Consider the following 13,826-nt stretch of genomic DNA (forward strand, 5'->3'; position numbering starts at 1 on the left):
ATATTTTTTTGAATAAAATAATATAATATTTTTATAATTTAATAATTCGTTAATATAAATGTTATTTTATAAATATTTCGTTTTTTATTTTATCTAATTGATTTACTAAACGTTAAAAAAAATAACTCAATTCCAAAAATTTAGAGTTAATAATTTCAGAGAAAAAAGTGTTTTTTTATGGTTATTCCTTAAAAGTTAAAAAAAGCGGTCCTACCTAGGATAATGCATACGTGTGAAGTCCCGGAACCATCCTCCGCTTTCTGAGTTTATCAAAAAAACAGGCAAAAACTATGTTCTCTTCTGTTTCTTGCTGGAAAACCCGGTTATCATCATTGGTAACGGAATCAAATTTTGTATTTTTGCAGTCATACTTTTATCAATGTCAATTTTTTCAAATAATATACGCTTTTTAAGAGCCAGAAGAAAGCTCTCCCAACAGAACGTAGCGGATGAACTGATGATCTCCCGTGTACGGTATTCCAAATATGAAAACGGAGTCTCTGAACCCCCTATCGAATTGTTGGTGAAAATTTCCAAATATTTCCACGTTAGTATTGATCTGATGTTGTCTGTAGATATAGAGAAACATCCTATGGATGACATGATGAAACTGCCTGATAACAGGATTGTGCTTCCTGTAGCGGTAGACGATCTGGGAAATGACACGATTGAAATTATCCCTCAGAAGGCCTCCATGGGATACCTTGAGGGATATAGTGATGTAGACTATATTGAAAGTCTTCAGCGCATTGCGCTGCCGTTCCTTACCAATGGGAAATACAGGGCTTTTCCTGCAGATGGGGATTCTATGCCGCCATTTAAGAACGGCTCCTATATCGTAGGTAAATATGTAGAAGGAATCAGTGAACTGAAACCAGGGAAAACATACGTTTTTGTGACCTTAAATGACGGGATCACCTACAAGCGTTTTAAAGAAACGAAAGAAAATACCATCTGTGTAAGTGCGGATAATTCATTCTATGAACCTTATGACATTCCGTTTGAAGAGGTGGTAGAGATCTGGCAGTATGCATCGGGAATTTTCCCGGAAGACTTTGAGCCGGGAGATTATGAAAGCTATAACTTTAAAGAAATGTTCCGCGAGCTGAGACAGGACATCCGGGAGCTGGACAAAAAGGTATCGGTGCGCCGAAAAAAATCCTAATCATATAGACACAGGATCAGCTATACAGGCTGATCCTCAGTTTCCAGCTCAATCCATACGGGGGCATGATCACTGCTTTTTTCCCACCCACGAACATGCTTGTCTACTCCACCGGATTGCAAACGCGAACTTATATAAGGGCTCAATAAGATATGATCAAGCCTTATGCCTGCATCACGGTCATAGGCTTTGTAAAGATAATCCCAGAATGTATAGATTTTTTCGTCCGGATACAGCGACCGGATAGAATCCAGCCAACCTTTTTTCTGTAATTCCCCATATGCTTTTCTAACCTCTGTTCTGTACAGGGCATCATTCTCCCATCGCTCCGGTTTGTGAACATCCAAAGGACCAGGAATGATATTGAAATCGCCGATAAGAATTGCCGGCAATTCCATTTTGATAAATTGCTGGGTTCGCTTTTTAAATCGTTTGATCCATGAAAGTTTATAATCAAACTTGGGTCCCGGATAGGGATTTCCATTGGGAAGATACAGACAGCAGATGACGATTTTTCCTATAATCGCTTCAATATAGCGACTCTGGAGGTCTTCGGGATCGCCAGGGAGCGAGTTTTGCACTTCAGTAATCTCCATATTTTTGGCTAGGATTGCTACACCGTTCCAGCTTTTCTGCCCTTTCCATATGGCTTCGTAGCCGGCCGCGTTAATTTCTCTTATAGGAAAACGTTCCTGTGGAGCTTTCAGTTCCTGGAGGCAGACAATATCCGGTGACGATTCTTTGAGCCATTGTAAGAGTACAGGTAGCCTCCCGTTTATACCGTTGACATTATAGGTTGCTATTTTCATAAAAGAATAGATTATTATAGGATGACAGCTATTAAGATGGTGGCAATAATTATTCCACACTTCTATCCTCACTTACAGCGTCTTGGCATAACAAGCTTGAAATATATGTAATCTCTGATCAATGGTTTTTCATGGAGCAGCCCTCAGTTCATATGCCTCTTCTGATCTCTAATATAATATCTCTACCCGGCATTAGTTTGTACGTTACAGAGAATTAACATACCTATAAAATTTTATTAATCAACACATTACAAAACAAATCATTTTCTTCAAAAAATCATAACTCTACTTTTATTATATATTTATATAACTTTGTATGATCAATTTTAAAGTTGGCAATGAGATGTTTGAATTTAAATTAATGAAGCCAAAATGTATAATATTCTTAAGGTAACACTCCTTTTTTCTCTTTTTTCCTTATTCCATATAAAAGCACAGTATAAAAGCCGCGATAATATCAGGTTAAACTATAAAAAGGAACTGGATATGTACGCTGAAGAATACAGAAATGATCCCAATACCTATTTAAATAAGTTTGAAGAACTACGGCAAAATGCAATCAGTGAAAATTACCACGATATTGCAGCTGACTGTCTTTATTATAAAGCTCGCTGTTTTTATTTTAATAATAAAACTGACAGCTCTGTAGCGAATGCTGAAAGGGCTATTGAAGAAGCCGAGAAATACAATATTATATATGTTAAAGCTAAGACTAAAGGATTACTGGCTTTAGAGTTTTCGAGAAAAGGATTAACCGACCGTGCTATTGATCAGCTGGAAGATGCATTGCAAATGCTGCCTGTGGGAGATCACAATAACAGAGCTCTGTTATCTGCAATGGGAATTCAAATTGCTTTTCATGGAAATGATTCTCAAAAAGAAGATGACTATTCAGATTCATGTCTGCGTGAAGCCCGGCTGTCCGGGAACAAAACCAGATTGCGCAGTGCCTATTTTGCTAAAGGAAAGATGAGTCTGGAATCTGAAAACTATGTACAGGCAGAGGCTTATTTCAAAAAGGCTGCTGCCTTATCAGATCCCAGGGATAATTTTCAAAATGCACATCTTCATATGGCTTTTGGAGAACTCTACTTTAAACAGCAGAAATATGACAGTGCGATATCGCGTCAGATGAATGCATTAAAATCTGCAATGATCGTAAAGGATAAACGTTTGCTGTTACAGATCTACAACCAATTAAAAAAATCTTATAAGGCAACTGATAACATCAAAAACTACCAGCTTTCTGATGAAAATTCAATACGACTTCGGGATACTTTGGACGTATTGAATATCCATCAGCAGCAAGCAGTACTAAGAGCCATGGAAAAAGAGCTGAAGAAAAGCCACGAACAGGAAAAAAATAATTATGTTATGGCCTGCGCAGGTGCCCTATTCATTTTACTTTTTATCCTGTTTCTGTTCTTAAAACATTATAAAAAAACACAAAAATTAAAGAATGTCTTTCTTGAAAAAGAGGTATTGCTCAACCGTGAACAACAAAAAAACAAACAGCTTGAGGGTGAACTCAGGAAAGATGTTCTCGCAGATCTGTTGTCCAGTGCTACAGAAAATCATCCGCTTTTTTTAAACAAATATAAAAAGGTTTATCCTGCATTTTTTGAAACATTGGATAAGCTAAGCAGTGAGCTTACCACTGAAGATCTAAAATGCTGTGCCATGATGCATATGAATCTTTCCGCCAAAGAAATGGCTGGCTATACCTATTCTTCCATAAGAACTGTTGAAAACAGAAAATATCGTATTCGTAAAAAACTCAACCTCTGTTCTTCAGTTGATCTCAATAAGTTTTTAATGAATGTCTAAAAAAGTAAATTCTATAGCGTTAAAACCGGCAGTTTTCTTGCTTGTAGCTTTTATTTGATTTTCAGGTGATTACCTCTCTGTTTTCACATGTGAGTAGAAACAGAGTATCTGAATTTTTGGTATTTATTTTTCCTTAATGGTAGTTTTGTCTCAGAATAATGAACAAATTACACGATTACAGAAAGTCGGTTTTCTTGTTCAGACTAATGATCCTGAAAGAAAAGCAAAAGTATAACTTCCGAACCTCTCAACTTAGATACAGAAATTCTCCCTTAAAAAAACTACTGAAATAATAGATTTACTAAATGAAAACTGACTTTAAAAACATTCACATTGGCAATCTGATTGAAAACCGCGTCAACGAAACAAGCATAGAATTGGAACGGATAAGCAATTTTATGAAATGTGAAGAAAATGAACTGAAACAGATGTATAAGCAGGAGCATCTGCCGGCTGACATCCTCCTCAAATGGAGTAAATTGCTGGAATATGATTTTTTCAGAATCTACTCTCAACATCTGGTCCTTTATGCACCCCAACAAAAACAGGGGCTTTACAAGCAAAATGAAGACTACGTATCCAGTTTACCGAAATTTAGAAAGAATGTATATACAAAGGAGATCATTAGCTTTATGCTGGAGCTTATCCATACCCGGGCAAAAACAAAACAACAGATTATTGATGAATATAAGATCCCCAAAACAACTTTGTATAAATGGATTGAAAAATATAACCCATAATAAAAAGGGATGAGTAATAGTACTTTAAAAAAACCTGATTATAAAAAGATCTATACCGATATGATCAATGCCCATTATCCGGATAAGAAACAGGTATGTGAACCGCTTCTGTCTAAAAAAGAGCTTTCTATAATGGAAGTCATCAAAATCAATAAGCTTTTGATTGGGGGCATAAAAAAAGAGAGTCAAAAATACAAATCTTACGACAACGCTTCGATCATAGAAATATTGGATTTCCAGAGAATGCATGGATTAAATAATTCTGAATTGGCTAACCACTTTCATCTGAGCAGAAATACCATTGCCCGATGGAAGAAAATGCGTTGCTCGGGGCTGTTAGGATAAAATCTAAAAAATCAACAGGAAGCAGGTCGTCATATTGCATAAAACAGGATGAATAGTATCATCCTGTTTTAAAAAAAACTGTTAAAAAATGTAAAATATGTACGAAGAAAATATTTTTATTATATCTGTGCCGCTTTCAGCATTACATCATGCAGATCTGTGTTCTTGATGAACGGCTGCAAAAGCTCGCTTCCGGGGCCATAGGCAGCAACCTCCACATAATCCCCCGAATGGTCCATACTGATCCATCCTACAGAATTTCTGCTTTTCTGCATGTCAGAATACAGTTTGAACGGAAGTTTCTTATAGTTATAAAGGCCTTCTTCTTTTTCAAGTCCGTTATAAAAGCTCAACAGATGCCTGGCTTCATCATCATTCAGAATCAGCTTGTTGCTTTCATAGATCCAGTCCTTTACCTGTTTTACCGAATAGTTTTTGTGAATCGTATTTAAAATATACTCATTGGCGTATTTATATTCTGAAATGCTGTTGAACTGTTGTGTAGCATCAGTGCCATAGATCGTTCCAGGATTCGCATTGCCATGATCAGTCGTGATAATGACCAGTGTGTTTCCATCTTTTTCTGCAAAATCCACTGCCGTTTTTACGGCTTCATCAAATGCCAGCTGATCGTGGATGAGAGCAGCAATGTCGTTGGCGTGGGCAGCCCAGTCTACCTTCCCCCCTTCTACCTGAAGCACAAAACCATCAGGATGGTTTTTCATCTGATCAATAGCAGATTGCGTCATTTCGGACAAGGTAGGTGTATTTTTAAAATCAGTAAGATTCGCCCGGTCTATGCTGTAAGGAAGGGCTCCTGTACTGAAAATTCCCAATGTTTTTTCTCCATTTTTCGCAGTTTTAAGATCTGCACGTTCTTTCATGATCCGGTATCCTTTTTTGCGGTAAACGGAATAAACATCTTTTTTATCTTTCCTATTTTCCGGATTGAAAAATTCGTCACCGCCCCCCATCAGGACATCCAGCTTCAGGTCGGCATACATTTCTGCAATCTGAGGTTCTGCATTTCTCCTTTCAGAATTGATACAGAAACCTGCCGGAGTAGCATGGGTAATGGTTACGGTGGTAACGCAGCCTGCCTTCTTCCCGGCTTTTTTAAATTTTTGCCAAATAGGAAGATGCTTTTCTCCATTCGCTCCGATATTCAACACCCCGTTTTTCACCCGTATACCGCCTCCGAAAGCCGAACTTGCCGCGGCTGAATCTGTTACAATGGAACTGGCGGAGGCAGTATCCATCAGCGCACGTGAAACTTTTTTCTCATGATACAGATTCATCCAGTGACTTCCTTTTCCAAGAATATTTCTGGAATACAGATCTGCCATGGAAAGGGTTCCAAGGCTCATTCCGTCGCTGACCATGAAGATGATATTCTTTGCTTTTCCCATATGCGGCGGTTGAGTACTCCGTTGCGAGCTCCACAAATCAGAAGGCGATAAAGTGAATAAGCCTGAAAATAAGGCTGATCCTTTTAGAAATTTACGTCTGTCCATATACGATTAAAAAATGATGCTAAAGGTAGTGTATTTATCTTTTATTGATACTTTGTTGCATTAACAAATGGTTAATTTTAAATATTCTTTGGGAACGGGTCTTCAAATTGCATTTTTTGGTCAAACATTTCCTTCTCCGTTTCCGTAATGAGACAATGCTGAAGGTCATTGATGACCTGGGTTTTGTCTACATGCTGTCCGATAAAGACGAGTTCATTGATCCTGTCGCCCCAGTTTTTATCCCATCTGCTTTCAATCAACTCCTGGTTTTCTGCAAAGGAATTATACTGAACACGAATATTCATAGGCATACTGATCCACCATACCCCTGCTTTTTCAAGACGGAACGAACCGCCTGCCTGGGAGAAGTTCAGCGCGTCATCCGGTCTGGATGCCAACCAGAATAACCCTTTGGCCCTGATCATTCCTTCCGGATAATGATGATGGAGGTAATCCCATAATCTCATAGGATGAAAAGGCTTTGCATCCCGGAAAACCAGGGAACTGATTCCATACTCCTCGGTTTCAGGAGTATGGTGGCCGGACATCAATTCTTTTTGCCAGCCTGCAGAAGACTCCGCAGTGTCGAAATCAAAAAGCTTTGTATTCAAAATCATTTTGGGATCAATTTTCCCAAATTCGGAATGGAGGATCACCGCTTCAGGATTGAGCTTTTTTATAGCTGCCGTCAAAAAGCCGAGGGATTCACCGTCAATAAGATCTGTTTTGTTGAGGATAATTACATTGGCAAATTCAATCTGATACGTAAGAAGATTGACAATCGTCCGGAAATCCCCTTCCATGTCCGTGAGATCACGATCAGCCAACAGCTCAGCAGAACCAAAATCTTTCATAAAGTTATAACAGTCCACTACCGTTACCATGGTATCAATATAGCTGAAACGGGACAGATCAATCCCACTTTGTTCATCCACATATGTAAAAGTCTGAGCTACGGGAACAGGTTCGCTGATTCCGGTACTTTCGATAATCAGGTAATCAAAACGGTTTTCATGGGCAAGGCGCTCCACTTCCACCATCAGATCTTCCCGTAAGGTGCAGCAGATACAGCCATTGCTCATTTCTACCAGTTTTTCTTCTGTTCTTGACAGACTGTTCTGGTTTTCAACAAGGCGGGCATCAATATTTACTTCGCTCATATCGTTTACAATGACAGCTGCTTTCAAACCTTGTTTATTATGCAGAATATGGTTCAGCAGCGTAGTTTTTCCTGCTCCCAGAAAACCACTGAGAACAGTCACGGGCAGTTTCTTCATAAATTAATGTTTATGGTTTTTATAATTGATGATATGTCCTGTAATCAGACCTGCTGCTCCTATATAGATAAGTGGCCAATGCGTTTCAAAGATCAGATCTGCCATCACAGAAACGAAAATCAGAGCAATAGAAACCCAAAATAATGCTTTTAACCAGCCGCCGGACATTTTTTGTGTAACCCTGAAAACTACGATAACGCCAATAAGGAGAAATGCCAGATCTATATAGGGATTATGGGATATTCCCAAGGGAATAATCAGCAATAATGGAAAAACGATACAATGAATCAGACATAAAATAGCAGCAGATATGCCTACAGCATCGAGGATTTTTGATTTCATAAATGTATGGGATTTAAATTTCTTATTGTAACTTTGTTGCAAAAGTAAAAATAAAAACCCAAATAACGCAACTTTGTTGCATTAAAAAATGAAACAAATCAGAAATACCCACGCGAAAACAGAAATTCTCAACCTTATCAATGACTCAGATATAGCCCTTACCCATTCTGATATTCAGAAAAAATTAGGTGATTTATGCAATCGAGTGACGATTTACAGGGTATTGGAAAGGCTTGAAAATGAAGGGGCTATTCATAAGATAGTCAATGTGGACGGGGTGGTTAATTTTGCCAAGTGCAGTGGAAAATGCACCCATGAGCAGCATTTCCACAATCATGTCCACTTCAACTGTAAGCAATGCCACTCTGTAACATGCATTGAAAATGCGATTCCGGAAATCAGCCTACCGGATCATTTTATTGCTCAGGAGTATAATTTTATCATCAGCGGTATCTGTCCGAAATGTACAGAAGCCTGATTCACCTATTGAATATTGGTTTTATACCTGTAATCATAAAGCATAAAAAAACGCCTTGAAAAATTATTTTTAAGGCGTTTTTATTTTTAGTTTCAAATACGTTAATACGTTATAAAGGAGAGATATAAACCTCTATTTTGGTCCCATCATAATTGAAGCTGCCGTCAGGGTTCTTCTTCCCTAAAATCCATTTCATATCCACAGCTTCGTTCCATGCTGATCCTAATTTAAATCCATTTACAGACCGGATATAATTAATATCTCCTGTAGTGATGGCAGAATGAAAAAAAGTTTTATCGATCAGTCTGTAAAACCCTATGGCCTTACCTTTCGGAATAATAGAATAGCCATCCCACTTATCTCCGCTTAAATAATCTAATTTTGTCAGCCATTTCTGTCCTGCTGATTCTGCAAGTTCATTGGGACTGATACTGGCGCCGTTCATATACAGGGTATACGCTACGACATCATGACAAACTCCGGTGTTGTATTTTGAAATATTCTCTGCGCCTGAAAGAAGTGCATTGGCAACGGTAGTTCTTTCGGACAAATCTAATTGAGCTTTCCTGGCTCCTTCTGGTGTGATGAAAGACATATTACTATTTTTTTTGGTGTACGTAAAGATACTCCTTTTATATTAAATGGCTCAGGAACAGTATTGAGATTAATTTTCTAATAAAAAAACAGCATATTATTTCGGGATTAGAAATAGTAAACGCATTCAATCTTTATTTTTTTATATTGCTTTGTCTATGGCGTGTTTAAGGAGTCAATTTCATGTTTGATCTTCATCCAGTTCATACTGTCCAGTGTCTGCAGCTCTTGGTCAAATTGCTGTTTCCAGTTCCTGCCAAGCTTTTTCTCAAGACTTTTAAAATAGATGGTGTTGGCAGATTCATATTGTTTTTTAAGATTTTCTATGCTGTCCGTAACTTCGCATCCGGTTTCAATGCGTTCATAGCACAGGTTCCATCTTTTGACCAGGCTGTCTATTGCATCATAGGCGCCCATCGGAGGAAGTTCGCCGTAACGCAAATCCTTCCAGCAAAGAGTTGTGGGCTTTGGAGAGGATTGGGTTTTGGCTGGATCCGGCTTACATGAGGTGAGACAAAGCAATAAGCCTATCCAAAGTAAATGGGTAGACGTATTCGGGTACATTTTTCTGATGCTTTCAGCACTATGACTATCTGACTTTTTCATGATATAAAATATATAATAGGAATACTTTCTTTATGCTGTCAGGCAGATCATCAGCCCATTACAAATTCCAGTAAACGCTCTCTTGTTATAACCTGGTTTCCCTTATAGAAATCTTCAGCATCCAACCGGGCCAGAGAAGCGGTGGACTGTGAGGCCAGCCACGCAACAAATGCATCTTTGCTTTTAAAGATCTGCGGCACCGAAAAGTCTGTCCCATCGTAAAATTCTCCGTATAGAAAATGTTGCTCAGCGTTCATACCCATTGCCATTCCACAATAATCACGGTGATGGAAGCCTAAAAGGTTTCCCCTCTGCAGTTGATCTGCCACCCTTTCCGCCAATTTTTTTCCCATCATTTGTGTATCTTCCGCCAGTAAATCTAAAAAATCCTGACCCCTCATCGTTTATATTTTATCTTTTTTTAAATGTAATAAAATTCCGGGTTACAATGCTCGAATAATGAAGAATCTTTTTGTTGTATTCGTAACATTATATTTTTTAATTTGGTCTAAAAATCTGCGGATGATAAAAATGAAAAATAAAATTGCATGCATTATTATACTATTACTTTCCATTGCTGTATTCGGACAGGAAGCTAAACAAATAGATGCGTATGCTGAAGCCAGGGCAATTATCAAAGACCTTGATTCTATTGTGAATCCCAACGGAATTCAGGAAAGATATAAAGCAGACATCGGAGGTACAAAACAATGGGTATTTGTACGGGGACAGGATAAGGAAAACCCGGTCATATTGTTTGTGCACGGTGGTCCCGCTTCTCCGCTTTCTCCTGTGATGTGGATGTTTCAACGTCCAATAGAAGAATATTTTACGGTGGTCAACTACGATCAGAGAGCTGCTGGCAAAACTTATAATGCAAATGATACCGTGTCCCTAAAGAATACGATCTATATTGAACAGTATGTCAATGATGCCATTCAAATGGCTGAGCAGATCCGGGAAAAGTATAAAAAGAAAAAGGTGATTCTCATGGGACATAGCTGGGGAACCATTATTTCCATGAAAGCAGCATTGAAGCGGCCAGATCTTTTCTACGCTTATGTGGGAATAGGACAAATCATCAATACCAAAGATAATGAAAGACTAAGTGTTGAATTTGCAGTGAAAGAAGCGACCAGACTTAAAAATGAAACCGCCTTGAAGGAGCTGATGTCGATAGCGCCTTATCCCGGAAATAAACCCATTACCCGGCAACGGATTATTATTGCCCGGAAATGGCCCCAGTATTATGGTGGCCTCTCGGCTTTCAGAGACAATTCCCGGTATTTTTTCCAGGCTCCATTGCTTTCGCCGGAATACAGTTACAGCGACGCGGAATCTATTGGAAAAGGAAGTCTTTTTACCCTCTCGAAAGTACTTCCTGAATTTCTTGATACTGACTTTAAAAATGTTAAAACATTCCCCATACCGGTTTTTATGTTCATGGGAAGACATGATTATACAACTCCTTCAGAACCTACGGCCCAATGGCTACAGCAGGTAAAAGCTCCTGCAAAAAAGGGGATCTGGTTCGAAAACTCTGCTCATCTGATTCCTATGGAAGAGCCGGGAAAAATGCTGGTTACCTTATTGAATGAAGTGAAGCCTGTCTGCCGGTAACAGAAGGCTCTGATAATGAATTTTTCTAAGCTTCCAGTTGGAAAAGCTCCATCGTCGCTTTATGATAATGTGATGGAAGTCCCTCCGCATTACCCATTTTTTTTGATCCAAGGTGAGAAAATCCACATTGTACATAGTAACCGGTGAGCCTTGGATTACCGGCTGTTGTATCCATTCGTACATACCTTTTATTATTTTCTGCAGCAAACTGTTTCGCCCATCCTGCGATCTGCTCTACAAACTTTTGTCCGCGAAAGTTTGGATTGGTGGCGATCCTGTGGATGTATATGGCGGAATCGGTATTTCGGTCTCCCCACACCGGAAGATCGTCAAATGTGATACTCCAGACACAGGCAATATGTCCGTCCACCATAATTTTCCAGTGCCGGTTTTCTTTAATTTCAGTTTCTATCATGTTGCGGTCAAAATCCGGCCATTGTACACCAGATACGGTTTTCTTAAAATCAGAAGCCGTTTTATAGAGATTGAAAACTTCATCAATATCCTGTAGAAAGGTATTCGCTATCATTAATTCATTATTCTTCTTCAAAAATACCGAAAAAATGATTCTCCATGGTATGCTCATTGTTATTCAGAATGGGTATAAATACCATCCAATTCAATGCGTTTCGTTGGGGAAAGAAAATAAAAATATTATTTTTATCCCCCTAAAAGAATTTAAAGACCCATTATGCCGACTGATGCTTCCCATAAGCTGATTCCCATGACCACTTTCGTTATTGAATATTATTCTAACGAAGGATATGCCGATCTTCAAATATTAAGTTTGATGAAGAACTACGCGAATTTTTTGAAACAACCCCTCACGCTGGGAATGTTTGTACCGGTAGATGAGCTGGGGAATGTATTGAAAGAACCTAAAAATTACACTTCATGGAAGTCGCTGGAGCACAATGACGGAAAAAGAATGAGTGCCGCTGGTTTTGCGGAATATGGTAACTATCAGAAGGCGGAAGAAAAAGTAATGTTTGAAGGCTTCAGAGTAGATTATAACGGATATTCAAAAGTAAGGATCGTGGCCTCATATCATCCTGTGATAGAATTCTCTTTCAATAAAAATGACCTGTTGCCTGCAGGATTTATTGATGTAGAATCGCTCACTGCTTTTGATGATATTTTCTTAACTGCTCACGCTTTGAGATTAATCGGAATAAAAATAAAACCCTGAATAATAAGGACATAGATGAGTAAATAATATATGTCATCCTGCTGCGGAATCAATATGCAAGAAACAAATCTATATAGAATGTTCGCAGAAATATCAGTTTTGTTTGTGAAGGCACCGTTCAATAGGAATGGACTTTAGTCCGTTCACATTGAATGTAAATAATTCATTGGCTAAATTTTCAATATTTCTTCCAGATTGATGATTAATGCAGCTTGTGCCGTATTGATCCTGGACTGTGCCTCTTCGGAAACAAACCATTCCCAACGGTCAACTTCAGGAATTTCTATTATTTTACCGGATTTAGGCGGCCACTCTAGCGATAAGGTATTGCTGCAAAGGTCTGACGTTTCGATATCACCTTCTATTGCCCAGGCATAGACGGTTTTCCCTCCTTTTTGTTTAATGGGGGTTAATTCTATAAAATCGCCTGTCATTGCTTTTCCTGTCTCTTCTTCAAATTCTATTAATGCCCGCGACAATGGATCTTCACCAGGCAGTATTTCTCCTTTTGGAATAGACCATGCGCCCATATCTTTATTTTTCCAAAACGGACCACCCGGATGTACGAGAAAGTAATGAAATCCATTATTTTCTTTTTTAAATAATAAAATTCCGGCACTTGTTTTCATAGACTTCATGGTTGGATTTTTCGATTATTAATAGGTTTCCAAAACTCTCTTATTTAGTTTTTGATGATGCAGGAACTTCTGAAAGTTTGTTATTTTTGTATATAAAACTAACCGGTATACTTTCACCATCAGAATAATGAAATCCGGGTTCTACCACTCCTTTTACGACTCCATTTTCTATGGTTTTAAAAAAAGTCTGTGTCTCAGCCAGATCGGCTCCCCTGTTGAAAGAATACTGATATTTGAGCTGGCCACCTTTATTGATAAAAACAGCATAATGGGCATCCCAGTTATTTCCCCCGTCACGTCCTTCAATTGTAAAAGGCATGATCGCATCGTCTAAATGATCTCCGTTCAAATCTCCAATAAGGATAGGACGTTCTGAGTCAAAAATAGATCCTGAAAGCTCATCCTGTATGTTGTAATTCACATCTTCGCCAAATTGTTTTGTTGCTGTAGCATTTTTAAAAGCATGCAATACTGCGGTAGTATCAATTACGGGAAGTTTCGTGATTTGCTTCAGAGTGTCGGCATCTTTTGCAATACCTGTACTGGTATTGGTAGTTATGGTATCTTGATCTTGATGTATATTTTCTGAACTCATCTTTTTTTCAGGTTTACAACCTATGATTAGCGTAAAAGACAATAATGAAAAGTATATTTTATTTAAATGCATACTGTTTATAGATTG

Annotated in this window: 17 protein-coding genes; 7 read left to right on the forward strand and 10 right to left on the reverse strand. The window is 38.4% G+C overall.

Annotation, left to right across the window (positions count from 1 at the left end):
* The first annotated feature begins 379 nt into the window (after positions 1–379).
* Positions 380–1,165: a LexA family transcriptional regulator gene (locus DRF67_RS15725; RefSeq protein WP_115929357.1), complete on the forward strand. Its 786-nt coding sequence runs from the start codon at positions 380–382 to the stop codon at positions 1,163–1,165.
* Between the two features lie 20 nt (positions 1,166–1,185).
* On the opposite strand, the gene xth is transcribed toward DRF67_RS15725, so the two are convergent.
* The gene (gene xth, locus DRF67_RS15730) at positions 1,186–1,974 is read right to left on the reverse strand and encodes an exodeoxyribonuclease III (RefSeq protein ID WP_115929254.1); all 789 of its coding nucleotides are present in this window, start codon (positions 1,972–1,974) and stop codon (positions 1,186–1,188) included.
* A 486-nt stretch (positions 1,975–2,460) separates the two neighbouring features.
* Between xth and DRF67_RS15735 the strand changes: the two genes are divergently transcribed.
* The 3 genes from DRF67_RS15735 to DRF67_RS15745 all read left to right on the forward strand — a co-directional run bounded on the left by DRF67_RS15735 (position 2,461) and on the right by DRF67_RS15745 (position 4,886).
* Positions 2,461–3,801, forward strand: coding sequence for a tetratricopeptide repeat protein (locus DRF67_RS15735; RefSeq protein WP_123912764.1), 1,341 nt, complete (start codon positions 2,461–2,463; stop codon positions 3,799–3,801).
* Positions 3,802–4,106: 305 nt separating this feature from the next.
* A complete protein-coding gene (locus DRF67_RS15740; protein ID WP_115929256.1) occupies positions 4,107–4,541 on the forward strand; it encodes a transposase in 435 nt (144 codons plus the stop codon).
* Positions 4,542–4,550: 9 nt separating this feature from the next.
* Positions 4,551–4,886 carry a helix-turn-helix domain-containing protein gene (locus DRF67_RS15745; RefSeq protein WP_115929257.1) on the forward strand — a complete coding sequence of 112 codons (336 nt, stop codon included), beginning with the start codon at positions 4,551–4,553 and terminating at the stop codon, positions 4,884–4,886.
* Positions 4,887–5,005: 119 nt separating this feature from the next.
* On the opposite strand, the gene DRF67_RS15750 is transcribed toward DRF67_RS15745, so the two are convergent.
* The 3 genes from DRF67_RS15750 to DRF67_RS15760 all read right to left on the reverse strand — a co-directional run bounded on the left by DRF67_RS15750 (position 5,006) and on the right by DRF67_RS15760 (position 8,019).
* A complete protein-coding gene (locus DRF67_RS15750; RefSeq protein WP_115929258.1) occupies positions 5,006–6,400 on the reverse strand; it encodes an alkaline phosphatase in 1,395 nt (464 codons plus the stop codon).
* A gap of 77 nt (positions 6,401–6,477) precedes the next feature.
* Complete coding sequence (locus DRF67_RS15755) at positions 6,478–7,677, reverse strand: GTP-binding protein (RefSeq protein ID WP_115929259.1); 1,200 nt, start codon at positions 7,675–7,677, stop codon at positions 6,478–6,480.
* Between the two features lie 3 nt (positions 7,678–7,680).
* Positions 7,681–8,019, reverse strand: coding sequence for a MerC domain-containing protein (locus tag DRF67_RS15760; protein WP_115929260.1), 339 nt, complete (start codon positions 8,017–8,019; stop codon positions 7,681–7,683).
* Between the two features lie 88 nt (positions 8,020–8,107).
* On the opposite strand from DRF67_RS15760, the gene DRF67_RS15765 reads away from it, so the two are divergent.
* Positions 8,108–8,497: a Fur family transcriptional regulator gene (locus tag DRF67_RS15765; RefSeq protein ID WP_115929261.1), complete on the forward strand. Its 390-nt coding sequence runs from the start codon at positions 8,108–8,110 to the stop codon at positions 8,495–8,497.
* A gap of 109 nt (positions 8,498–8,606) precedes the next feature.
* On the opposite strand, the gene DRF67_RS15770 is transcribed toward DRF67_RS15765, so the two are convergent.
* From DRF67_RS15770 to DRF67_RS15780, 3 genes are all read right to left on the reverse strand, one after another.
* Positions 8,607–9,092, reverse strand: a complete 486-nt coding sequence (locus DRF67_RS15770; RefSeq protein ID WP_115929262.1) for a hypothetical protein — start codon at positions 9,090–9,092, stop codon at positions 8,607–8,609.
* Positions 9,093–9,247: 155 nt separating this feature from the next.
* Entirely contained in the window at positions 9,248–9,697 is a 450-nt protein-coding gene (locus DRF67_RS21370) for a hypothetical protein (RefSeq protein ID WP_123912765.1), read from the reverse strand.
* Positions 9,698–9,747: 50 nt separating this feature from the next.
* Entirely contained in the window at positions 9,748–10,098 is a 351-nt protein-coding gene (locus tag DRF67_RS15780) for a hypothetical protein (RefSeq protein ID WP_115929264.1), read from the reverse strand.
* Between the two features lie 130 nt (positions 10,099–10,228).
* Here DRF67_RS15780 and DRF67_RS15785 point away from each other — a divergent pair, with 130 nt between their 5' ends.
* Positions 10,229–11,317, forward strand: a complete 1,089-nt coding sequence (locus tag DRF67_RS15785) for an alpha/beta fold hydrolase (protein WP_115929358.1) — start codon at positions 10,229–10,231, stop codon at positions 11,315–11,317.
* Positions 11,318–11,342: 25 nt separating this feature from the next.
* On the opposite strand, the gene DRF67_RS15790 is transcribed toward DRF67_RS15785, so the two are convergent.
* The gene (locus DRF67_RS15790) at positions 11,343–11,846 is read right to left on the reverse strand and encodes a GNAT family N-acetyltransferase (protein WP_115929359.1); all 504 of its coding nucleotides are present in this window, start codon (positions 11,844–11,846) and stop codon (positions 11,343–11,345) included.
* A gap of 162 nt (positions 11,847–12,008) precedes the next feature.
* Here DRF67_RS15790 and DRF67_RS15795 point away from each other — a divergent pair, with 162 nt between their 5' ends.
* Complete coding sequence (locus DRF67_RS15795; protein ID WP_115929265.1) at positions 12,009–12,506, forward strand: hypothetical protein; 498 nt, start codon at positions 12,009–12,011, stop codon at positions 12,504–12,506.
* Positions 12,507–12,676: 170 nt separating this feature from the next.
* On the opposite strand, the gene DRF67_RS15800 is transcribed toward DRF67_RS15795, so the two are convergent.
* Positions 12,677–13,135, reverse strand: a complete 459-nt coding sequence (locus DRF67_RS15800) for an NUDIX hydrolase (RefSeq protein ID WP_115929360.1) — start codon at positions 13,133–13,135, stop codon at positions 12,677–12,679.
* A 49-nt stretch (positions 13,136–13,184) separates the two neighbouring features.
* Complete coding sequence (locus tag DRF67_RS15805) at positions 13,185–13,739, reverse strand: hypothetical protein (RefSeq protein ID WP_115929266.1); 555 nt, start codon at positions 13,737–13,739, stop codon at positions 13,185–13,187.
* Positions 13,740–13,826 lie beyond the last annotated feature (87 nt).

The organism is Chryseobacterium pennipullorum (assembly GCF_003384725.1).
Lineage (GTDB): Bacteria > Bacteroidota > Bacteroidia > Flavobacteriales > Weeksellaceae > Chryseobacterium > Chryseobacterium pennipullorum.